Source organism: Providencia sp. PROV141 (genome assembly GCF_028481645.1).
In the GTDB taxonomy this organism is placed as follows: Bacteria; Pseudomonadota; Gammaproteobacteria; order Enterobacterales; family Enterobacteriaceae; genus Providencia; species Providencia rettgeri.
On record NZ_JAMPPR010000004.1, the window covers coordinates 164,004 to 187,911 of the forward strand.

23 protein-coding genes are annotated in these 23,908 nt (G+C 37.2%); 11 read left to right on the forward strand and 12 right to left on the reverse strand.

Going from position 1 to position 23,908, the window contains the following annotated elements; genetic code table 11:
• Positions 1-107: 107 nt before the first annotated feature.
• Positions 108-926: a pyridoxal phosphatase gene (locus PSF09_RS03495; RefSeq protein ID WP_272665411.1), complete on the forward strand. Its 819-nt coding sequence runs from the start codon at positions 108-110 to the stop codon at positions 924-926.
• 84 nt (positions 927-1,010) lie between these two features.
• On the opposite strand, the gene modC is transcribed toward PSF09_RS03495, so the two are convergent.
• From modC to modA, 3 genes are read right to left on the reverse strand one after another with little or no spacing between them, the layout of a single operon-like run.
• On the reverse strand, positions 1,011-2,078 hold the full coding sequence (gene modC, locus PSF09_RS03500; RefSeq protein ID WP_272665412.1) for a molybdenum ABC transporter ATP-binding protein ModC: 1,068 nt from the start codon (positions 2,076-2,078) through the stop codon (positions 1,011-1,013).
• A gap of 1 nt (position 2,079) precedes the next feature.
• Positions 2,080-2,769: a molybdate ABC transporter permease subunit gene (gene modB / locus PSF09_RS03505; protein WP_094962413.1), complete on the reverse strand. Its 690-nt coding sequence runs from the start codon at positions 2,767-2,769 to the stop codon at positions 2,080-2,082.
• A 25-nt stretch (positions 2,770-2,794) separates the two neighbouring features.
• Entirely contained in the window at positions 2,795-3,571 is a 777-nt protein-coding gene (gene modA / locus PSF09_RS03510; RefSeq protein WP_371031488.1) for a molybdate ABC transporter substrate-binding protein, read from the reverse strand.
• Between the two features lie 277 nt (positions 3,572-3,848).
• Here modA and PSF09_RS03515 point away from each other — a divergent pair, with 277 nt between their 5' ends.
• On the forward strand, positions 3,849-4,898 hold the full coding sequence (locus tag PSF09_RS03515; protein ID WP_272683497.1) for an ElaD/SseL family deubiquitinase: 1,050 nt from the start codon (positions 3,849-3,851) through the stop codon (positions 4,896-4,898).
• Positions 4,899-4,983: 85 nt separating this feature from the next.
• Here PSF09_RS03515 and PSF09_RS03520 read toward each other — a convergent pair whose 3' ends face one another.
• A complete protein-coding gene (locus PSF09_RS03520) occupies positions 4,984-5,136 on the reverse strand; it encodes an AcrZ family multidrug efflux pump-associated protein (protein WP_004909125.1) in 153 nt (50 codons plus the stop codon).
• A 218-nt stretch (positions 5,137-5,354) separates the two neighbouring features.
• Here PSF09_RS03520 and modE point away from each other — a divergent pair, with 218 nt between their 5' ends.
• From modE to PSF09_RS03535, 3 genes are all read left to right on the forward strand, one after another.
• Positions 5,355-6,143, forward strand: a complete 789-nt coding sequence (modE, locus tag PSF09_RS03525; protein WP_004909124.1) for a molybdenum-dependent transcriptional regulator — start codon at positions 5,355-5,357, stop codon at positions 6,141-6,143.
• Between the two features lie 139 nt (positions 6,144-6,282).
• Entirely contained in the window at positions 6,283-7,752 is a 1,470-nt protein-coding gene (modF, locus tag PSF09_RS03530; protein WP_272665415.1) for a molybdate ABC transporter ATP-binding protein ModF, read from the forward strand.
• A gap of 204 nt (positions 7,753-7,956) precedes the next feature.
• Entirely contained in the window at positions 7,957-8,784 is an 828-nt protein-coding gene (locus PSF09_RS03535; protein WP_272683498.1) for a CPBP family intramembrane glutamic endopeptidase, read from the forward strand.
• Between the two features lie 120 nt (positions 8,785-8,904).
• Here PSF09_RS03535 and PSF09_RS03540 read toward each other — a convergent pair whose 3' ends face one another.
• From PSF09_RS03540 to PSF09_RS03570, 7 genes are all read right to left on the reverse strand, one after another.
• Positions 8,905-11,022: a metallophosphoesterase family protein gene (locus PSF09_RS03540; RefSeq protein WP_272683499.1), complete on the reverse strand. Its 2,118-nt coding sequence runs from the start codon at positions 11,020-11,022 to the stop codon at positions 8,905-8,907.
• 32 nt (positions 11,023-11,054) lie between these two features.
• Positions 11,055-11,762: an oligogalacturonate-specific porin KdgM family protein gene (locus PSF09_RS03545; RefSeq protein WP_272665418.1), complete on the reverse strand. Its 708-nt coding sequence runs from the start codon at positions 11,760-11,762 to the stop codon at positions 11,055-11,057.
• 177 nt (positions 11,763-11,939) lie between these two features.
• On the reverse strand, positions 11,940-13,490 hold the full coding sequence (locus PSF09_RS03550; RefSeq protein ID WP_272683500.1) for a fructose PTS transporter subunit IIA: 1,551 nt from the start codon (positions 13,488-13,490) through the stop codon (positions 11,940-11,942).
• 16 nt (positions 13,491-13,506) lie between these two features.
• Positions 13,507-16,092 (reverse strand): glycoside hydrolase family 38 C-terminal domain-containing protein, encoded by a 2,586-nt coding sequence (locus PSF09_RS03555; RefSeq protein WP_272683501.1) that lies wholly within the window; start codon positions 16,090-16,092, stop codon positions 13,507-13,509.
• A 92-nt stretch (positions 16,093-16,184) separates the two neighbouring features.
• Positions 16,185-17,303 (reverse strand): PTS fructose transporter subunit IIC, encoded by a 1,119-nt coding sequence (locus PSF09_RS03560; protein ID WP_272683502.1) that lies wholly within the window; start codon positions 17,301-17,303, stop codon positions 16,185-16,187.
• Positions 17,290-17,610 carry a PTS fructose transporter subunit IIB gene (locus PSF09_RS03565; RefSeq protein ID WP_210840288.1) on the reverse strand — a complete coding sequence of 107 codons (321 nt, stop codon included), beginning with the start codon at positions 17,608-17,610 and terminating at the stop codon, positions 17,290-17,292. Before PSF09_RS03565 ends, PSF09_RS03560 begins: the two co-directional genes overlap by 14 nt.
• A 22-nt stretch (positions 17,611-17,632) precedes the next feature.
• Positions 17,633-18,079, reverse strand: coding sequence for a hypothetical protein (locus PSF09_RS03570; protein WP_272665421.1), 447 nt, complete (start codon positions 18,077-18,079; stop codon positions 17,633-17,635).
• Between the two features lie 926 nt (positions 18,080-19,005).
• Here PSF09_RS03570 and gpmA point away from each other — a divergent pair.
• A complete protein-coding gene (gpmA, locus tag PSF09_RS03575) occupies positions 19,006-19,758 on the forward strand; it encodes a 2,3-diphosphoglycerate-dependent phosphoglycerate mutase (RefSeq protein ID WP_210840485.1) in 753 nt (250 codons plus the stop codon).
• Between the two features lie 103 nt (positions 19,759-19,861).
• Here gpmA and PSF09_RS03580 read toward each other — a convergent pair whose 3' ends face one another.
• Positions 19,862-21,196 carry a metallophosphoesterase gene (locus tag PSF09_RS03580; RefSeq protein WP_272683503.1) on the reverse strand — a complete coding sequence of 445 codons (1,335 nt, stop codon included), beginning with the start codon at positions 21,194-21,196 and terminating at the stop codon, positions 19,862-19,864.
• A gap of 219 nt (positions 21,197-21,415) precedes the next feature.
• Between PSF09_RS03580 and PSF09_RS03585 the strand changes: the two genes are divergently transcribed.
• The 5 genes from PSF09_RS03585 to PSF09_RS03605 all read left to right on the forward strand — a co-directional run bounded on the left by PSF09_RS03585 (position 21,416) and on the right by PSF09_RS03605 (position 23,905).
• A complete protein-coding gene (locus tag PSF09_RS03585; RefSeq protein ID WP_272665423.1) occupies positions 21,416-21,733 on the forward strand; it encodes a hypothetical protein in 318 nt (105 codons plus the stop codon).
• A 19-nt stretch (positions 21,734-21,752) separates the two neighbouring features.
• On the forward strand, positions 21,753-22,094 hold the full coding sequence (locus PSF09_RS03590) for a hypothetical protein (RefSeq protein WP_272683504.1): 342 nt from the start codon (positions 21,753-21,755) through the stop codon (positions 22,092-22,094).
• Positions 22,095-22,107: 13 nt separating this feature from the next.
• The gene (locus PSF09_RS03595; protein WP_272665425.1) at positions 22,108-22,539 is read left to right on the forward strand and encodes a hypothetical protein; all 432 of its coding nucleotides are present in this window, start codon (positions 22,108-22,110) and stop codon (positions 22,537-22,539) included.
• Positions 22,540-22,599: 60 nt separating this feature from the next.
• On the forward strand, positions 22,600-23,046 hold the full coding sequence (locus PSF09_RS03600) for a hypothetical protein (protein WP_272665426.1): 447 nt from the start codon (positions 22,600-22,602) through the stop codon (positions 23,044-23,046).
• A gap of 118 nt (positions 23,047-23,164) precedes the next feature.
• Complete coding sequence (locus PSF09_RS03605) at positions 23,165-23,905, forward strand: hypothetical protein (RefSeq protein WP_272665427.1); 741 nt, start codon at positions 23,165-23,167, stop codon at positions 23,903-23,905.
• The last annotated feature ends 3 nt before the right edge of the window (positions 23,906-23,908 follow it).

The window sequence follows — 23,908 nt, forward strand, 5'->3', positions numbered from 1 at the left end:
ACTAACATGAATATGGTAGTTTATAGCTGTGCTCAATATATCCTCATCTCCTATACTGATGCTGCCAATCATCGTATAGATAACTCTAAAATCACGTGGAGCCGTTTATGTCATACCGCGTTATTGCGCTCGATCTTGATGGAACACTGCTTGATCACCAAAAGAAAATTCTACCGGAATCTCTAGCTGTCTTACAGGAAGCCCGTCGCCAAGGCGTTAAGGTCATCATTGTGACAGGTCGTCATCATGTCGCTATTCATCCGTTTTACCAAACCTTAGACCTTGATACCCCCGCGATCTGCTGCAACGGAACTTATCTATACGATTATTTAGGCAAAAAAGTCCTAAAATCTAATCCAATGACTCTTGATTCAGTCACACAAATGATCGACAAACTGCGGGGTACTGATATTCAGCATTTAATGTATGTTGATAATGCGATGCTCTATAACGCACAAACAGAAGGTATTAAACGTACATTAAATTGGGCTGAATCCTTACCTGTTGCACAGCGTCCAACCATTGAATTTGTTGAAGATTACGCTAATGTGATGCATAACTATGATTCTATTTGGAAATTTGCTGTTAGCTCACCAAATACAGATCAACTTCACCAAGTCGTTAGTGAAATTGAAAATGACTTTGGTTTAGATTGTGAATGGTCTTGGATGGATCAAGTGGATGTCGGTCGTAAAGGTAATAGTAAAGGCCAACGCTTAAAGGAATGGGTTGAGTCCCAAGGGATGACAATGAATGACGTCGTCGCTTTTGGCGATAATTTCAATGACTTAAGCATGTTAACAACAGCTGGCTTAGGTGTCGCAATGGGCAATGCAGTTGATGAAATCAAACAGCAAGCCAAGCTAGTAACCCGCATCAATACTGAGCCAGGTATTGCGGAAGTGATCCGTAAATACGTTCTGTAACGTCCAATTATTTTATCAATTCAAGGAAAGCTCAGCTTTCCTTTTTCTGTTTTCTATTGCCACAGCGCCAAGGACGACGAGTAATTATAGATGACGTGATAGTGATACAGCCTTCACTTGCGCATACACTTTTCGCCCCTTGCGAATAGACAGCTCATCCCTTGCCCAGCGGGTAATACGCGCCCATAAATAATGTTCTTCGCCTAAATCTAATTTCACATCCACTTGTTCGCCGTTTTCAATCCATTCAACCACTTCTGCGGCTAAAATATTTCGAATACTGCTCACTTGTGGTTTTTCAAGCACCAAAGATACATCCGATGCATCAATACGTATCCGAACGTTAGTGCCTGGTTGTGCCTCAACACGTGGGATCCACAGCTTTTGGTTACCCACAACCACCGCTGTCATCTCATAATCAGGGTGCTGACTATGTACAGTTGCACTTACCACACTGCTTAACGTTTCTTGCTGTAACCAAGGGCGCAATGCACTACTAGCCCAAACCTCTTCAAGGGGCCCAAATGCCTTAACCTTGCCCTGCGCCATCACAATGACTTTATCTGCAAGGCGTAAAATTTCATCAAGACTATGACTGACGTACAAAATGGGAATTTTCACGTCTTGAGAGAGTTTCTCTAAATACGGCAATAATTCCCGTTTTCGAGGTAAGTCTAAAGAGGCTAATGGCTCATCCATTAGCAAAATTTCAGGCGCGGTAAGCAATGCACGTCCAATCGCGACTCGTTGTTTTTCACCACCAGAAAGGGTTATCGGGTAGCGATTGAGTAATTTTTCAATACCAAGCAGCCCGACGATATCGTCGAAGCGGGCTTTCATTTCAGGCGCCATGCCATAACGCAAATTGCTTTTCACCCGATAATGAGGAAATAACCGTGCATCTTGAAATACATAACCGATATGGCGTTGTTCCGGCGGTAAACAAATTTTCTTTTCAATATCCACTAACGTACGGCCATTGAGTACAATGCGCCCTTTATTCGGTTTAGTTAGCCCACCGATTACATTGATAAGCGAGGTTTTACCTGCACCAGAAAGCCCAAAAACTGCGGTAATACTTTCCGTTGGCAATTGCGTTTTAACTTCTAACTGTAAGTCGCCTAATTTTTGCGAAAAATCGAGTTCTAACATATTAGGCCACTCCCAAACGCTTTTTACCCCAGCGGGTTAGCCACTCGGAGATCAATAATGAAATCAAGGCTAAAATAATCGCAATGACACATAACCGTGCAGCGTCTACTTCCGCCCCTGGTGTTTCAATTAAGGTGTACATCGCTAATGGGATGGTTTGTGTTTCACCTGGTATATTCGAAACAAAAGTAATTGTGGCGCCAAATTCACCAAGTGAACGTGCAAATGCTAACACTGTTCCGACAATAATACCGGGAAGAGAAAGCGGGATGGTTATCGTGAAAAATACCCGTAATGGTGTCGCACCTAGTGTCCTCGCGGCTAATTCCAATTTTTGGTCAACCGCTTCAAGCGCTAAACGAATAGCACGCACCATTAGTGGAAATGCAACCACGGCAGACGCAAGCGCAGCACCCCGCCAACTAAAGGTAAAGCTAAAGCCAAACCAGTTATATAGCCATTCACCGATAAAACCGCGTTTACCCATACTGATCAATAATAAATACCCCACTACCACTGGTGGCAATACCAGTGGTAGATGGATAATACTATCAAGCAGTGTTTTTCCAGGAAAATTACAGCGAACCAATACCCACGCCATTAAAATACCTAATGGTAAACTGAAAATTACAGCTACACTGGATACTTTTAGACTTAGGTAAATCGCTTCCCATTCATAAGGACTTAACATCTGCAAAAAAATGCTCTCTTAACGTTTATTTAGTACGAGGTTCAAAACCGTAACGTTTGAATACTTCTGAAGCCGCAGGGGTTTTTAAGTATTCATAGTAATCACGCGTTGCTTGGTTATCTTGATCTTTAACAATTGCCATTGGGTATTCAACAGGTTTATGGGTATCTGCTGGGAATACACCAACAACTTTAACTTTTTGGCTAGCGACAGCATCCGAGCCATATACAATTCCTAAAGGGGCTTCTTGGCGCTCAACCAATGCCATACCACTACGTACGTTATTAGTACGTGCTAATAGTGGGTCAACCGTTTCCCATGCACCTAAGTTGCTTAACGCTTCTTTTGCATAAATACCAACAGGCACGTGATCAGGGTCACCGACTGCTAACCGACCACCATCTAACAGTTTTTTCCAATCAGTTTGTTTATTAATTTCGACTTTATCAATTTTTGCATCTTTCGGTGCGATTAACACCAATTCATTACCTAATAATGTATAGCGTGTATCTTCGACCATCAACTTTTTATCGATAGCATAATCCATCCATTGCTGGTCAGCCGAAATGAATAAATTAGCGGGGGCACCTTGCTCAATTTGGCGTGCCAACGTTGAGGACGATGCATAAGAAGCAACAACCTCAACCTGGGTGTCTTTCTTATATTGTTCTGAAATTTCATTCAATGCATTCGTCAAAGAAGCCGCTGCAAAAACCGTAATTTTATCTGCTGCAAAGCTATGGCTAGCTATAGATAACGTCAATGTTGCGCCCGCGAGAAGTGATACCAAACCTTTTTTCATTTTTATCTACCCTAGTATTAATCGACACGTTATATATAACAGGACACAGCGATAACTTAAAGTCAAACTCGCGATAAAAGTGTGCTGGCGCAAGAAATGATGCAATTTTGTTGCATGTTTTCCCTAAAAGATAAATTAACTGTTCAAAAAACACACAAACATTCAAATCGTTTTTCTATAGAAAACTTTCTATTCCCCTTATAACTTTATCGGCACAAGTTGTGCATATTTCAGTATTCCATTCCACTTTTACAAACCACATAGCAAAGGTAATTATATGGTGTCCTTTCCGACAAAGCTTAGTACGCACTTTATTGCAGAATTAACAGTCGAACAGTTTAATGGACTGTTTGATAAAGAAATAGCATCTGAAACCTTAGCTTCTTTAGCAAAATCGGCTAGTGATGGGAACTTAGAGAGTATCGATTTATTACACAATATCGCTCTACGACAAGACAGCGAAGGAAGAAAAGCAGAAAATATTCTGTTTGATTTATTTAGCGGAAAGCTGCCTGCAAAGAAAGGTGTAGATAAAGAAATACAAGAAACTAGCAAAAAATTATATCAATTACACCTTAATACAAAAATAAAAAAACACCTAAAAGACTCGAAACTAACGACCCCTTCTAAGCTGCTTTATATTGTCGGATCTGCAATAGAAAAAGTTATTGATAGACTTGGTTTAACAAAACTATTGATGAAAAATGAACCCACGGAGTCCACTCTTTGGGATAATAACAGGATGATAACAAGTGATGAGATTGACGCAAGCAATAAAAATAACCCAACTTTGCCATCAAATATGACAGTCAATGCCTCAATAGGCCTCATCCAAAGCGGATACAATTTATTAGCCGAAATAATTGAACAAAAAGTCTTAAATAGCAATACATTAAACCAATTCGAATTATTCCCTATCAATGTTAATGATAACCATTGGATCTTGTTTGTGCTCTATCAGGCAGATCCAACACATCAATCAGCGAATAATAAAAGAAAATGCACTCTATTTAATTCATACGATAACGTGAGTACCGATATTCGAAAAGAAATAACAGTGGCAGCCAAAAAGGCCGGTGTTACTGAAGAAGATATCACTTACATAGAAGGAAACATCCAACAGAACGTACCTAATGGCTGTGGATTATTTGTTCTTGCCGCAATGAAACAATTAACTGAAAATATTCAGCAAGATCCGGAGAAAACGCTCAAACAATTCCACCAAGATTTCTTAGATAAAACAATTCATGAACAAGAGCAATTTAATCTTCATGAACGTCGGCAATTATTTTCTACTTACTACGATAACGAATACCGACCATCATGAAATTCCTCTCCAATATGAAAAACCCCCTGACTGCATTTACAGTCAGGGGGTCTATAATCAGTCAAACAATAAATTTTGTTAAAAATTACTTGTTTTCAGTGTTGTGATGATGAGGTACATGTGCTTTAGACAGTAAGTTAAAGAACGCGCCCAAACCGTAGATCAACCCCATGATCAAAAACATAACGACTGGAACCATCATCAGGGCAAAACCCAAACTTTTAATTAGTTCAAACATAGGAAAAAGCCTCTTCAGTGATACTGTGCCCACCAGCCTACAAGATACGCCGACGAGGGAAAACTTGACTCTCAGTACATTGAGTATAAATCAAATCAAAATAATAACGTACAATTACGTTATAATGGAGACTATTTTAGACAAAATATTATACTAACGACATACTAAACGTGCTTTTTACGTCTGTCATCACCAGCCACGCCGGAAGGGAGAAATTTATGCAGGCCGAAATTTTACTCACACTAAAACTACAGGGCAGTTTATTTGCGGATCCTCGCCGTATCGCGCTACTAAAACAAATTAAAGCGACAGGGTCAATCAGCCAAGGCGCTAAACTCGCAGGGATCAGCTATAAAAGTGCTTGGGATGCCATCAATGAAATGAATCAACTCACTGATGATATCCTTGTTGATAGAGCGACAGGTGGCAAAGGCGGTGGCGGCACCACACTCACTCACTATGGTGAAAGATTACTCCAACTATATGATTTACTTGCACAAATTCAACAAAAAGCCTTTGATGTACTTAAAGAAGATAATCTCCCTTTAGACAGCTTATTAGCTGCTATTTCACGGTTTTCATTACAAACCAGTGCCCGTAACCAATTTTTTGGTACCTTAATTTCCCGTGATCATATGCAAGTTCAACAACATGTACAAATTCGCTTAGCCGATAACAGCACTGTGATTAATGCCGCACTAACAGAGCAAAGCGCTAACCGTTTAGGGTTAACGGAAGGGAAAGAAGTTCTCGCATTGATTAAAGCACCTTGGGTAAAAATTACTAAACAACCCAACCCAACAGGCTTTGATAACTACCTTGCAGGGAAAATTACCACTTTAGAGAGAGGTGATGAGAACAGCGAAGTAATAGTGACACTCACAGGCGGTGAAACTTTATGCTCAACCATGCCAAACAGTGAAATTGATAGCCAATCTTTGAAAATTAATAATAGCGTTACTGCACTATTCAATGCTGACCAAGTGATTATTGCCACCTTGTGTTAATTTGTCCTGCTTACTTACTATAAAAGTAAGTAAGCATTCACCTTTTTTTTCCTGCTATGCCGTTCAGTTGTTGACTTTATCTTCAATCCTGATTATTTGTGATAGATGACAAGGTAAATAATCATGATAAGGAAGCTTGATGAGCGCAATAACAATACAACATGGCAACTTTAAGCTCAGCGAAATACAGACTTTAGACATTCAGCAACTTAACATCGAAAAAGGAGAAAGTTGGGCTTTTATTGGTGCCAATGGCAGCGGTAAATCTTCACTCGCTCGAGTGCTTTCCAATGAGCTCCCTCCACTTTCTGGTGTTGTAAAAAATACATTCACCTCTCCAGTTCGTCTATCATTTGAGCAATTACAAAAAATCATCAATGAAGAATGGCAGCGCAACAATACAGATATGCTCAGTGATGATGAAGATGACACGGGGTATACCGCTGCTGAAATCATTCAATTTAACCATAAAGACAATGAATATTGTCTCGAACTGGCCGCTCGCTTTGGTATCAGTGACTTACTTTCGCGTCGCTTTAAATACCTTTCCACCGGTGAAACTCGTAAGGTTTTATTATGCCAAACATTAATGGGCAATCCTGACTTGCTAATCCTTGATGAGCCATTCGATGGTTTAGATGTCTATTCAAGAAATCATCTTAGTGAGCTACTCTCTAGTTTGTCTGAAAAAGGCCTCACCTTGGTGTTAGTGCTAAATCGCTTTGATGAACTCCCTGACTTTATTGAAAATATGGGTGTCGTCGCAGACTGCAAGCTGACGATGGCGGGAAATAGAGAGTCAGTACTCGCTAACACGCTAATCACACAATTACAGCACAGCGAGAAAATTAAACAGCTTTCCATTCCTGAAACCGAAGACCCAACCACAGACGAAAAATTGGATGATACGACGCCTCGTATTATTTTGAGAAATGGGACCGTTAGCTACAATGACAAACCGATACTGCACGGTTTAAATTGGCAGGTAAATCCAAACGAACACTGGCAAATTATCGGGGAAAATGGCGCAGGAAAATCAACGTTACTGAGCTTGATTACAGGAGATCACCCTCAAGGGTACAGTAATGACTTAACCTTATTTGGCCTCCGTCGTGGGTCAGGAGAAACCATATGGGATATTAAGCGCCATATTGGGTATGTCAGCAATAGCATTCACCAAGAATACCGAGTCGCAACCAGTGTACTCAATGTCATTATTTCCGGTTTTCATGATTCTATTGGCTTGTACCAAACACCTTCTGACCGCCAAATACAATTAGCGTATGAATGGTTAGCTTTATTAGGTTTTTCAACGCAAACAGCTCAGCAACCTTTCCATAGTCTTTCGTGGGGGCAGCAGCGCTTAGTTTTGATTGCTCGAGCGCTAGTTAAACACCCTGCCATGCTGATTTTAGATGAGCCATTACAAGGCTTAGATGGTCTTAACAGATTATTAGTACTGCGGTTTATTGATGTAATGCTAAGCCAAGGTAACACACAACTCCTGTTCGTTACCCATCATCATGAAGATGCCCCTGCTTGTATTACGCATCGGCTCACTTTTGTTCCTGATAATGGAAAATACCGTTACGATATTGAAGCGATCTAATTTTTGACTTATTTGCCAATAGATACAGTGAAACTATTGGCAAATTTAATCTAATGTTTAATAGATGATAACTAAATTATATAATTACAACCATTTGATTTTGTTTAATTTATTATTATTCGGTTATTTTCAATTAGAAAAATCACACAAAATCATTACACTGCGCCTCTTCTAATAATTTAGACATTATAATGGATATTCTTTATGGCTTGGTTAATGTTAGCCTCTTCACTTGCTACACTTGCAACACATCGTTTAATTGCTCTTTTTTTACTCATCTGCACAATCATTACTGCAGCATTCACACGCATTATTGATTGGCAAGCGATTCTACTCTTAGCCTGTATTACGTTAATTGCTATTATTCGTTTGCGTTTCCAACACTACCTACTCATAAAAATCATCAGTGAAATCACCTTACTAATTTGTGCGATCGGGTTATTTATTCACTTATTTCCTGGCTTTAACAACCTGAAATATCTAGATAAAGTCACAGTAGGAACACATAGTGTTCCCTTCACTATGTATTTTAACTTTGATAAGGCTCTCGTTCCTTTTATTTTACTTGCCTGCTTACCAACATTATTTATTTGCCGTCCAGCCAAACATGCAACTAAAGTTCAATGGGCACTATTAGTTATTTTTGTTCCACTTTTATTGCTGATTGCGACTGCTGCTGGTGGGTTAGCCTTTGAATGGCATTTTCCTAGTTGGTTACCTGCTTTTATACTCTGTAATCTATTTTTTGTTTCATTAGCAGAAGAAGCGCTATTTCGTGGCTATTTACAGCAACGCCTAACTCTTTGGTTAAAATCACCTTACCTCGCATTAGTTATTACTTCACTGTTATTTGGTGTTGTACATTTTGCAGGTGGGCCGTTGTTAATCCTCTTCGCTACATTGGCAGGTTTGGTTTATGGTCTAGCTTGGATGTGGAGTGGCAAATTATGGCTTGCTGTATTGATTCATTTTGGGTTGAATTTAGGGCATCTGTTATTTTTTACTTATCCATTTAAGTTGGTTGCTAGTTAATATTAGCGAATTGAAAATTCATAATCCCCCATAAACTGGATAATTTTTACCATAAAAAATCACTAACACGAATAATGTTAGTGATTTTTCATTATTATAGCCGAGTTATCTATCGTTAATCTAATTACTAGTTTGATTAACATTCATTGGTTTAATTTCCCCGGACTCAATATTAAGATAAAAATCTCGACTCGGATTTCCTTGTAGATATTTATCAATTACAGTGAAAATACTGCCAAAACGTAATTTAAAAATATTTTCAAATGAACTACCCGCATTAATTTTGTCAGTCTCAGTTGGTAATGACGATAACAAGGTTCCTGTAAGGAACCGATACTGATTTAATCTTTCTACAGGTATATCTTGTAACGCAAGCTCGTCTGCATTACGTAAACGATAAAAATCCACAGCAAGGTCAAAACCATTCCATTTTGCAAAATCATTTAACTGATACCCTGTATTTTTAGCAAGAATAGCAGCTTTATCACTGGCTTTTTTCCATGCATCGGAGTCTTTCTTCAAATAGATTTCGGTGACATTAACAGTCCCAGGGTCCTTTGCACAGATTTCATGATTTTGGCTCAATGGTGCCGTTAATACTTCATTATAAGCTTTCTTTGTGTCTAATTGGCTTAAAATAAGCATCTCTTCACCATTCAAACTAAATAACATTTGACGAATTTCACATGGCCATTCCTCTGGAATAAAACGTAAACGTGTCAGTTCAGTAATATGCCAATTAGTGAAGTCATAATAATTATTTGCGCTTAAAATATCTTTATTCCAAAGATGTGACGAGTTGGTATTTTTGAGATGATCCCACTCTTGCTGATAGTGCTCAAATAACTCATCAAACCGAGGTACATCTTCTATTATAATGGTTTGCACATCAATTTCATTGGCATTTCTAAAATTCAATATTTTATAAGCGGGAACATATGCTGCCATTGAGGGAGCTTGAATATTAAAAAGTAAGCTACCATCCGAATACTTACGTACACCTGTATCATTAAAATGCATATGACCGCCAACGTGAACACCGATACCTGTTTTTGCCATCGCATGGCTCGTATCTTCTTTTGGTGCCCTTTCTAACTGAAATTTACCTTTACCAAAAATAGTTTCAAGGTCATCTGCTGCGCCATTATCAAATTCAACCATCGGGAAATGGCTAAACGTGATTAATGTTTTATTTTGCTCTTTCGCGCGCTTTGCAACATCCGCCATCCACTCAACAGTCTGTTGTTTGTGTGTCAACATTTTGTTGTAACCCGCATTCCCCGACCCCGCAAAGTTTTTAGCCGCCTTAGGGTGATTAATATCTGCTTTTTCAGAAGGAACATAGACATTGGCATCAACGGCCATTAACCACAAACCAGGAGTAGGCTCAACAAGGTAACTACTGTCTGCAACATTAAAACAAGGCCCATACCCCTCCTGTTTATATTTACCGCCTGTTCCTTGAGTGCAAATTTCATACTGTCTTTGGTTAAAATCACTGGCTTTTAAGGCTGCTTCATAGCTGTAACCTTGGGAATCATAGTTTGAGTATGGCGTTTCCCAATAAATATCTTCTGGTAGTGGATTAATACCAAACGATTTCATTGCATCCATCACTCGACCATAACCACTATACACCATCTCTTCGGTACAAATTGTCGGTAACTCCGCTCCCGTTTCTATAACAGCCGTTTTTCCGTTATATCCCGTACACTCACTGGCCCCTAAACTAAAGATACGTTGCGTTTTACCATCAATCCCAAGAAAATCTTCCTTTCCTGCTGGCATATCAAATGGGCGGTTCGGATCATGATTTCCTGGCGTTGCAAAGAAACGCATACCATATTTTTGCTCGTACTCTTGCAAGACTTTCACTAGCCCACGTAAGTGAATAGGTTGGCCGTCATCGGTAAAATCGCCAGGTAACGCAATAAGTTTAATACCTTTCTTACCTGCATCATCAAGTGCAGCACGTAGAGCAAAATAGTTTTCATTAAATAAACGCGTAGAGGTTAATTGCGCATACATAGAACGAATAACGGCATTTTGACCACTTTTACTATTTTTTAATCCTTCAAATGCATTATCAGCAAACTGCCCATAGACATCATGAAAATGGATGTCGGGCATAAATGCAACGCGATAATTATAAGATTGAGCCGTAGGGTCATTTGCCATTGCGACAGTTCCAACGGACATTAATGCAAGGGCAAAACCATATTTTAATTTATTGTTCATATTTGTTCCCTTTAGATAATTAACTATTTCTATCAGAAGTTATATGCAATGCCAACACGATAACGCCACTGCCATGCATCACGGTAAGTTTGTCCATTTTTGGCGTATGAACCGTCATCATAGGAAACATACCCTAATTCAACATAAGGAACCCATGTCTTATTACCAATCCAAGACACATTCAGATTATGCGCATAATCCTTTTCTTTACCTTTATATGCGGGATAATCAGTATCAAATTTATATTCAAAGTCATAACTTAATGAGAAATCTTGCAACTTATAACCTAAATAAAAATTACTCTGCCAATAATGTTGATTATCTTTTTTAGGCTTATTAGAGTTATCATAATGCCTTACGCCATAACGTAAACGAGTTCCAATATTAAAATCATCTGTTAAATTATAAGCAGCTTTGACACTGAATTTATAAGCTGTATCCTTATCTCCCGAATCAAGTGCAAAAGAAGGAGTTAAAACAAAATCTTTTGTGGCTTTATATTTATAGCCGACTTCAACCTCATTTCCTTTTGATGATAGGTTTTCACCGAAACCACCATCTCGACTTCTCCATTTTCCTTCAAGGCTAAAATAAGTTCCATTTTGCATGCTATGGCCAATTTTGACACGATCTTCATGGCGATGTTCATCCCCTAACCATTCATGACGATAGTCAATATATGTCGCATTCGCTGCTGTGCAAAATAATAATGTAGAGATACCTAGAGTTAAGTTTTTCATAAACTGATTCCTATAATTAATATTTATTTTTTATTTAACGGTTAAAACAATGAGTTATTAGTTATCTTTTATTTATATATACCTCTTCTATTTTTTGAAAAAACCATTCCATCCTTTTAAATAACTTAAAAGAAAATTAACTTTATTTAAAATTTAAATTTATTTTATATTTTTATCTCACATCCCTAATTCCAACTTTAATAAATCAACAATACCTTCTGATTTTTCCGCATTTAACATTTCATTTCTAAAAGACTCATGCATTAATTTACGTGCGAGGACAGAAAAAATTCGCATATGCTGATTTTCATCTGAATCATTAATTGTTAGCATAATTACTAATTTAACATCAACATTGTCTCCCCACGCGAGCTCATTCGGTAAACGCAATACTGAAATACTACTATGTTTAACAAAAGGTGATTTACAGTGCGGTATTGCAATTGAGAAACCTAATGCAGTACTAAAAATTTCTTCCCTCTGCCATATTGCTTGTTCAACTTGTGCTCCTGAGTCAGCTCGGTGATGAATCTCTAAATTATCAGTTAATCGTTTAATGACCTCCTCTTTACTTTCCATTCTTTCATCAAGAAAAATTAAAGATGGGTCCAATACTGAATAATCAATTTTTGGTTTATTAGTCAAAATAGACAAATGAGATAATTTATCTTTTTCAAGCTTGAACCAATTGTCTGCATATACATCAGGTTCAATAATTAATAAATCGCATTGCGTATCTAATAATAAAACATGAGCAGATTGGATTGATTCAATCATAGAGGATGAAAGACATATTAAAGGAAGAGAGAAAGATTGCGCTAAAATAACGGTATGTGATGTTTCTGCGCCTGAAGCCATCACAATACCTTGCAAATATTCACCTCTCAATGCCAATAATTCGCTTGGAGTTAGTAATCCTTGGCAGATAATAATCGAGTCTTCTGTTAATTTAGGAAGTTGTATTTTAGATTGGATACCAAGATGCCTCGCTATACGCAATCCCAAATCCTTAATATCTAACTCACGTTGGCGTAAATATTCATTACTACTGCTTCGAAATGGTAAGCTGAGCTCCTCAATTGCCATTGATAACGCAGCAATCGCATTATGCGCCTCTCTTGGTTCAAGCAAGCACGCTTCAATATCCTCATCATTCAATAATTGGCTTTGTGCCTCTAGAATATCAACCGCTGCTTTATCAGCTTGCTGAATGTCTAGACTAAATTGCTGACGAGCACTTTGTAACGCAAGTTTTAGTATTTCACATTGCTCTGATTGTAAACTTGATGGCTCTGACAATGAAATTTTTTGTAAATCAAAGGATTCCATATAAATAGCCCTACCTTTTGCAATACCTTTGCTAACACCGTCACCCTGAATAATTTGGGATAGTGTCCGGCTCAGGTATCTCGGGATCATTCCTTGTTCTGGTTTATCTTTTTTCGGCATTAATCCATCACAATGAATAAACTCTTGCTCAATAAATATCTTTAGTTTTTCATAAGCCAAACTTTCATCATTTCCACTGATTGCAAAATAACATTCATCACCAACAGCGACATCTGCACCAACAAGAGCCAGCACACTTTTCGCATTGGCTTGGCGTTGTTTGCTTTTATTAAAAAGTAAAATATCTGATTGAAAACAAGCTGTTTTTTGCTCAATTGCACTCGCTGGTCTTGCATGAATACCATTTGGTAACTCACAACGAAATGTAAGTAATTTCATTATTTTTCCTTATTAATTAATCAATTAACCAAGACACAGGTGTACAAGGGGCAGCTTTATCTGTATTTATGCATGTAGACTCCGATAAAGTAACTTGGTGTATCCGTGTATTCGACTTAGGCTCTGAATAAGTTTTGGTTTCGCTACTTGGGTTCCACCCGCGTAAAATAAGTGATTCTTGGTTCTGTGCCTTTTTCAAAGTGCTGAAATGCAGCTCGCTATCCCACGTCAGCAAACTATAAATATCAGGAAAAACAATATAATGAGGATTAGTTTTAAATTGAGACCAACCAGAATCTAGGTAACCAAATGCAGGTAAACGCCAATGCTCAATATCACGCCAAAGTTGGGCACTTTGACCATTGTCTATCGGCAGTACAGCAAAATGAAAATGATGGAGCCCCTGAATTTGTGACTCTGGTGATGGTAAAACCATTCCCGATGCACGCCCCGGCCGCCAAGTGAGATTGGCTTGGCCTAACCAACCCACACTACGCAATAGGGTTACGCGAATAATATCGGTTTGGTTTGCGGGTATCTCATACTCTCTGAGCCCTTCCGTAACAACACACATACCTTTTTTATCATCATATTGCATTACCAAACTTTGCATTGGATAGAGTGCCGTTGGTGCTTCTGTCCAATTTTCTTCTCGCCATATTTTCATGGCAGCTGGCTGATTTTCTCGCTGGATCAAACCAAAAGGTTGGTCTGCGAAATGAAATACCTGTTGAACTGCCGTAGGGATCTCTACCTGAATTCGATGGTCTTCGACCGTATTATTGATAGTGATTTCAACATCTAACCATGCCTTATCATGAGGCAAAGAAAGTTTCATGCTAGCTGCTAAATACGCATTAGCTTGCTTTTCTTGGCGAGCCGCCGCATTTTGAGGAACGGGTATCTGCCAATTAAGCATAAGCGAATCCATTAAAGACGCTCTGATACAATCAAATTGCTGTAAGTGGCCATCACTACTGATTAACCAATCATTTTCAGGTGGCGAATAGTTATAATTATCCCCTGAGTCCCCACCATCAATTAACCGAAGAATGTTCGGATAATGCTGTTGACTACGTTTATCAGTTAGCGTCAACTGTCCTTGATGTATTTCGAGCTTCAACCATTTATTTTCTAATATATTTTCAGCCTGAATATGGGTAGGAGTGTCAAAGCCCGCATTTTCACCTTCAAGTAAATAAAAAGTCCGATAACCACAGGAAGGCAAATCTTTCGCTTCAAGTAATATTTCACACTTCCGATACCATGTTGTTGTCGTACTATTTGCCAGTTCTTGTACGATCAATGACATATCTTGTTTTTCTTCGCGAATAAGTTGCCAGCGACAAGGCATTCCTGCATCGTCCTTAATACAAAATTGTTTTTCAGGTGTATAAAGTGTAATGCGAACCTGCGCATCTCTTTTATGTGGCAATGAATTGAAGATAATCACTTTTTTACCTTCTTGGGTCGCCTCTATCCCACGGGCAAGCATCTTCATATTCAGATCAAATAGTTGATTCGCACTTTCTAAGCCGTCTTTTAAGCGCGCTTTTACCATGCTATTAACACGGTCAGAGTTACACCCACCAATACTGTCGTGGGCATGTGACTGCATCGCTTTGCGCCAAATATTATCAATCGCGGTTTGTGGATAAGGCAAACCAAGCCGCCAATTAATCGCCAAAAGTGGCTCGAGTTGTTGGCTAACAAATTGCTCTAACTGCGCATTTAATAATTTGATATCCACCCGTGTAGAAAAAATGCCACGGTGGACACGCATATATTTCGGGCTCAGTAATTCACCTTCAAATTCAGGTAATCCCGAACTATTAGCTTGAAGCGCATCAAAAAATGCACTAAAGCTGCTTTTGACAAAATAATAGTCATTTTGTGCTTTGTTTAGCTGCTCAAGCATCCCAGGAACGGCATACTCGAATGGCGACTGGTCATTACCATTAGGTAACAATATCTGGTCCGAATGAGCAAACCGAGCCTGTTTTTCTAAGATTGCAGGTAAAACAGCTGACGCTTTTTCTGGGTTATCAGGCAACCATTTCGCACAACCATACCCCCAAGGTAATACCGCCGTAGTGACACGGTGGCCTGACTGCGATTTCCAAATAAATTCACTACTGGCAACATCATGTTCACACCAGCCGCGCCATACCACCGCATGGTTAATGCCAAATTCTTGTAAAAACATTGGAAGTTGTGCACTTTGTCCAAACGAATCAGGCACATAGCCTATTGGCATATAGTTTTCCCATTGTTCACAATCGGCTTTGCCCAATAATAAATTACGCGTAATGGATTCGGCTCCCACCACTAAAAAATCCGTTTGTGTATACCAAGGCCCAATAAGAATTCGCCCTTGTTTAATTAATTTTTGTAGGCTCTCACGTTGTTCCGGCGCAACCTGTAAATAGTCTTCCAACACGACAGTTTGCCCATCTAATACAAATGGTCCAAGGGTGGGATCTTCTGCTAAATGTTTTATTAAATCATTCATAAAATAATAAAGAATAATTTTGGAATCATTCTCCGTGAAATACCATTCACGATCCCAGTGTGTATGTTGAATTAAATGTACAGTTTTCATTATATAACCTTTGAATATTTTTTAGCCGAGCGAACCCATCACGTTATTCACGCTAATTAACACAGCACAATATTAATAATATAAAAATTCGATTAACGTCCGACTTTAAATTTAGGAGGTGCCACCTCTGTTTTTTTAGTTTCTATCGGTTCATTGCCACGAAATATTAATAAAGAACCAATGGTAATAATTGCGGATCCCACGGCAACAGACAATATATATATTGGCCATTTATCTACAGCCAACCAACCATAAAAACCTGAAATAGGTGCATGGTTTATCGCACCTAAACCAACAGCCATCGCCGCACCTGTTGCTGCACCAACTATATTGATAATAATAATTTTTGGATTTGCCAGCGCAAATGGAATTGCCCCCTCTGAAACACCAATTAACCCCATTAATGTCGACGCTTTGCCAGCCTCTCGTAATGACTCAGGAAAACGTTTTGCCCAAATTAACGTTGCTAAGCCAATGCCAATTGGGGGAATAATAATAGCCACTTGAGCTGCAGTATTTGGCTCATAAATTTCCGATGCTAATAATGCCATTGCAGTAGTTACAGCCGCTTTATTAACTGGACCACCAAGGTCAAATCCAACCATTGCACCGATAACGGCAGCAAGAATAACTTTATTAGACCCCGACATTGATAAAAGCCATTGTTCCATACCATGATTAAGTGCCGCTAAAGGTGCACCAATCACAAATGCCATAATAATACAAGTGAGTAATGTACCCCCGACTGGCAAAATAAAAATAGGTCCTGCTGATGCAAGTGATTTAGGTAATTTCGTATACTTCGCTAATAAACGAACAATGTAACCCGCAATAAACCCTGCCGCTAACGCACCTAAAAACCCCGTCCCTAAATTGCTGGCCAATAGGCCACCGACCATGCCTGGCGCTAGTCCAGGTTTATTCGCAATCGCAAAACTGATATAACCCGCAACAATGGGTAACATGAGTGATAACGCTAACCCACCAAAGCCATCAAATTTATGAAGCATTTGCACCACAAAATTTGTCGCTTCCTGATGGCTTGCATCCCAAATATTATCAATACCATATAAAGATGCGCCAATACGCGCTATCCCCATAATTACCGCACCAGCAATCACAAATGGCAGCATCCATGACACACCTGTCATAATGGCATTTTTAATTTCCGTACCAATACCTAATTTAGATGTACCATTAAACTGCCCCATTCTTCATTTCCTCCTCGATGGCATCAATAATTGCATCGCCATGCTTAATTGGATCAGCAACGCTACATTCAAGCTTAATCATTCCATCAAATCGTTCCCTATTAATAACGGCGACATCAGCAGCCAAAATGACTGCATCTGCTCTTGCTAAGTCATCACTGGTAATTTCATTTTCAATTCCCATACTCCCTTGGGTCTCAACTTTGATTTCGTGACCGCGTTTTTTCCCTACGATATCCAATGCTTCCGCTGCCATGTAAGTATGAGCAACACCAGTAGGACAAGCAGCGACACAGATAATAAACATAACAACTCCTTAAAAATTTAATTCAGGTAATAAAAAAAGCACAATGGCGAAAACGCGCATTGTGCTTTTGAAAGACAATTAAAGTTAAATTAGCCAAATTTCCAGGTGCACCACTAGAATGACGGCAAGTCATCATGTGACGTAAACTAGAAACAAGGAACAAAAATAGCAATTCGTAACGCTTACGAATATTCAATGATATTAATGACTTAGCGTAACACTTTCTTTCTACTTTAATCACGTCACTAGCAAATACTGCGGTATAAAGCGTCTGTGCACTCAGCCATAATTGCGACCAATTAACTGAAAAATCGCTCTCTAATTGGTTAGGGTATTCGGATTCGTCTTTTTCTAAAGAGGTAACGGGAACAAACCAGCAAATTTTGCTCAATAAAGCCTTCATTTTGCTATCAAGTGACAGCAAAAATAAAATGCAGGCCTTAAAAAATGAAGCAAAATGTAAAGACATCGTGTTTCCCCTTTAGAAATTTATATCATTCTAATCGTATAAAAGAAAAAATTACTGTGATTCCACCCTCATTTATTAAAATAAATAAAAATTAAAACCATCAAAACCTTATTAACGGCTTTTGTTAATTAATAATAAATTGATTATTAATGGCTTAGATTAAATTTTAAAAATATTTTTATTTTAAAAATATATTTTAGCCAAAAAGGTGAAAGAATAAAAAACTGTAAATTCCGCAATAATATGAATTATTAATCTGCATTTTTTATATTAATTCAAAAAAAGTATTTTTATGAGTTTTTATATAGAATGCGATTCAACCGATTGGCTTAATTAAAAGAAATTTAATGAAATAAAAAATTTAAAAAACAACAAATTTAAGATAGGTCAGAATAATGATACATTGAATAACCTTAACTCATTAAATTTATATTACTCAATAAGTGAAGATAATGCAGTTCATCAAAAGCTGATAACATTTTCAATTTTATCAGTTCATTAGACCATTACAAACTCACGATTTTAAACACAATGCTCAAACGAATCAGTGTACTTCAATCACCGAACAAAAAACTTATGGTGAAAAAACAAACTCGGTTTAAACAGCAATCGTCAGCAATTTGTAAAAAACAATCAACCGCCGGTTCTTTGCCTTAAAATTATTAGGCACTTTGCTTGATATCCATCATAAGAATGTACGAACCGTCATTTTATCGCTTGCTGTATCGATTCAATTCGAGTTAAATTTAGAGTATTCGCAGAATCTACGAAGCTAGAAAACAAGTCATTACCCTCATGTAAAATTTGTTTTTCACATAGATAGGGAGAAAACGCAAGTTGCTACTGGCGTTCAAGTTGACTATCCCTATAATGTAGGTCAGCAACAATTCATTTCTAATTAGAATGTACTGATAGGAGTTTTAGCTATGGCTGTAACTAAACTGGTTTTAGTAAGACACGGTGAAAGTGAGTGGAACAAAGAGAACCGCTTCACAGGTTGGACTGACGTAGAACTGTCTGATAAAGGCCGCGAAGAAGCAAAAATTGCAGGCCAACTGCTAAAAGACGAAGGTTTTGTTTTTGATTTTGCTTATACTTCTGTTCTGAAGCGTGCTATCCATACTTTATGGAACATCCTTGATCAAGTTGAACAGCAATGGTTACCCGTTGAAAAAAGCTGGAAACTGAACGAACGCCATTACGGTGCACTGCAAGGGTTAGATAAATCAGAAACTGCGGCAAAATATGGTGATGAACAAGTTAAATTATGGCGTCGTGGTTTTGCGATCACACCACCAGATCTGACTAAAGATGATGAACGTTACCCTGGCCATGATCCACGTTATGCAAAATTGTCAGACAAAGAATTACCTGTCACTGAAAGCTTAGCAACCACTATCGAGCGCGTTGTCCCTTACTGGGAAGAAGTAATTAAGCCTCGCGTTGCTAGCGGTGAAAAAGTCATCATTGCGGCCCATGGTAATTCACTACGTGCCTTAGTCAAATACTTGGATAACATGGGTGAAGATGAAATTCTGAACCTGAATATCCCAACTGCGGTTCCAATGGTTTATGAATTCGATGAAAACATGAAACCAATCAAACGTTACTACTTAGGTAACCAAGATGAAATCGCTGCTAAACAAGCTGCAGTTGCAAACCAAGGTAAAGCGAAGTAATTACTGACTTTATTTTTAATAAAAGGTTGGGCATAAGCTCAACCTTTTTTACACTGTAAAAAACTAGAGTGACAACTAAAAAGTTTCGAATTTAAGTCAAAATCTAGTTTCTACACTCCTTTCCTAAGTACTTGACTCTCTCAGGTTGGCCACTAAAGCCGTTGTATACCTCAACCTCAATGCACTTGTCGGTGACAGAAACCAATAAATAATCCCCTTTAAACAAGGCTCCACTGTCGTAATTTATTACTCCTCGAAGATAACCTACTGTAAAACCTGAAAGATGAGAATGTCCTGAAAAAATAGCTATCACATTATAATCTTTAATCATTTTTTCTAATTTTTCTTTCTCTTTATCTGATGTATATTTTTTTTCTGCAATGTGAGCATAGGAATCATGAAAATTTAAAATAGTCACCTTCCCTCTACGATATGCTTCAGATAAATCTTTATCTAACCACTCCGTTGATTTTGTCACCTTTACACTTCCCAAATTTTCAAAGTAAGTGGGGTAATTATTCAGTTGGACATAATGAATATCTCCCATATCCCATGAATAAGCGCCACTCCCTATCCTTTTTTTCTCATCATAGTCAAAATTAAAATTTTCTAATGTATATTTATAATTAACATTTATTCGTCTTATTAATTCTAAAAAAGAATTTCTAGCACAATTATTTCCCCAACAATCATTAAAATTATTTGCATAGTCGTGATTACCTAATCCTATGTATAATGGAAACTTAATGTTATTCGTATAAATTTTATCAAAGCTTGCCCACGTTTTTTGTCTACCAAATTCAGTGATATCCCCGTTCACAATCCCAAACTTTATCTTATGATGATCATTTAATATATTAATACTGTCCGATACCTTTTGGTTCACTTCTTCCCACTCTTTTCGATCTTTATTCGGGTCTATGCCATTTTCTAATCGCCAAGCTTGAGGGTCTGACATAATCAATATATTATAACTTTCAATTTCTTTAACTTGAGTAACATATACGCTAAATAGATTACTTCTATTACAATTATGGCATGATATATTATATAATCCATGTGGATCATTTACCTCTACCCAATTATGTCGATTTCCTGACTTCGTGTACTTCCAATGAATTTTGAATGAACCTTTATAAATTGAATATTCAACATAACCTTCAGCACCTGCATTTGCAAACCAAATAGGCATAAACAAATCACTTCCATTAATTTTTATTTCTGGAGCGGGTTCTTTATGCCATCCTCCAATTATAATTTTCTTATCTATCACATTAATATTACTCCCACTGTTATTATAGACTGTAATTTGGTAATTTGTATTGTAAGCTCTTTGATTAGAGTTATTTGGCTTTACTTTATTAAACTGACTAACACACCCTGTTAAAAAGAAAGAAAAAAACAATACAACTATCAACGAGAAATAATTAAATTTCATTTAACCACCTTAATATTTAACTTATTTATTTTTTCATAAGTGTATTTAATGAGAATGTAAATTCACTATAATACTTATATATCCCACCAAAACATTTAGCATCAAAATTTATTATCTAAAAACAAAAATTGAAGTTGATATCACCAAATAATTGGTTGAATATAATGTTAAATAGCTATTTTAACATTAGTGTTAACTTACAAATAATTCTGGAGACATATGAAAACAATACAAGTAGTCGCACTCGCCTTTTTAATATTATTCAATACTTCAATACATGCCCGTGAGATAAAAAATATTGAGAAAAAAGGATTCGTTCAGTATTTACAAGTCAATATGGGGCAGCATGATAGCCAGACACAGATATCAATTAAAACAAATACTGGTGAAGAATTTTACTGTGAAGATATAGATGGCGCTGTTAGTAGTCGAGTATTATCATTTATTAACTTGGCAATATTATCGATGGAAAAGTCGTACGAAATATATGAATCAGAAAAGAATATAAGATGTTCAATCGGTGTTATTAAAAACTAATTACTGAAGAGAGGATATCATGAAAAGATCTATGTTAATAACCGCGATTGTGCTATCGACAGTATCAATTAAATCGCATGCTGCATTATATAAAAACTGCTCCTCATCTAAAGATAAATCGGGGTATATAAAATCGATTTCTGTTGGTGTTGATAATGGGGAAGATGCTAATGTCTCTATTACATTACAAATTAATAGTACTGACACAACTCCAATTTCTGTTTATCGAAAAATTAATGATGAAAATGGAAAAGCAATGTTTGATTTATTGCTTTCATCTTATACCAAAGAAAATGCAATTACGATTACTCGCTGTGTAGATGATCAAATTGCGGGTGTAACATCAACAATACGTTATTAATTTTAGGAAAAAAATGAATCTCTATGCAGATAATAGAATATATCTTCCTGGCACTATGGCCATTATAAACATGACAGGAGATAGAAAAAAAATAAAAAGAGTAAAGATAGAATATTATAATGACCGAATGGTAGGTAAAACTTTAATCGTCGATAATCCTGAACCTTTAAAAGTAGTAGGGCATACCAAATTTACATATACAGATAGTCACATTAGTTTTGATTATTGGCAAATTAGTGTTGAATGGACATGGTCTAACAGTGATGTCATTATTACTTCAAAGGGAAAAAATAATTTTTATTGTAATATATCCCCTAATGACAATGGTTTAGTTTTAATTTCATTACACTTAGACCCAACTGAGCTTGGTACTATTAATGAAGATAATTATGCAAGGGTGTTTTTTTCAAATAGTTTAGGTTGTTATGAATCTTTAATAAATTAAGCTAGTACTAAAAATATAAACAACTAAATGTTATAATTATTTATTAGGAAAAATAAATTCATGCCTTTATCAAGAAAAATAATTTCAGAACATAATAATATTAATTCAAGAACTACGACTATTCGTAAAGGACAACTGTCAATTACTAATATGTGTACATTTAATATAAGAAATATTGTTATTCGTCATAAAGCCTCCGGTTGCCAAAGAACCGATGTTTTGATTGGATCACTCTCTGTATTTCAAAGTTCTACCTTAATCGATTTTGAGTATTCTGTTTCTAAAACAATTGGTGAAGGCGCATCAGACTATTGGCATTTTTCATGCGTCATGCCCGATGATAACATTTATGAATCAAAAGAATATTTTAACCATAATATTAGATGGCTAGATAACGGTTTTTTATCTATTTGCATAATTCCTTCATTTGATATTTTTCTATTTGCCTCTTGGTCTAAACCAGAAACCTACACCTTAACCTATAAAGCTCCCAAGAAACCGCTGTAAATTCATTTTATTTGATGTATTTACACGAAATTACCAAAATTATAGTGTCAGCTATGTTGAAAATATAAATAACCGATTATCATATGGGGTATTGTCCACTCAGTTTATAGAATAAATAATGAACAAATTTAATATGTATGTTTGGGTTGGTCTTGTATTCAGCGCCAGTATTTTGGGTTCTCTGCTGTATATGATCCAAGGTGGCGAATTAGTCGTTGATGGTTCAAACGGTGCAGCGAATGCTGAGCTGATGAAAACCTTGATGATCATTGCTTGTGTCAGCTTTCCCGTACAAATTATTAGTATGATGATGATGACTTATAAACCTCGGTTATCCATTGTCCTTGCGGTATTAAGTAGCCTAGCATTAATGCCAATCACCATTGTATTTACCATGGGAATGATTTTCTCTGCGATCCGCTGGCGCTATCATCAACTAAACCAATTTGATACCTCTTTAAATGTTCAATTTGACCAACGTGTTGAGTTCAACAAACGTAATAACCGTATTTTAGTCGGTGCACTTGGTTTAATCAGTATCACTTTTATTATATTGAGCCAAAGCTTAGGGATGTTCCTGTTTGTTTTTACCATTTTTCTTGGTTACTTTGGTAGAAAGGCTAGTGACAATATCTATTTAGCGGTTAAAGACTCATATTTTTATATTCGCCCAAATATTTTTGCACATTGTTACCGTATACCATTAAAAGATGTCACTTACGTGAAAGGTGAAAAAGGAAAAGTGCATTTCGATGTTCAGACCGACAATGAAGTATTGCAATTAACGGCAACGCCAGCGAATGCAACACCTGAAGAGCAAGCTAAACTAGAAGAGTTATTAAATAGAATTCAAAAATAAATA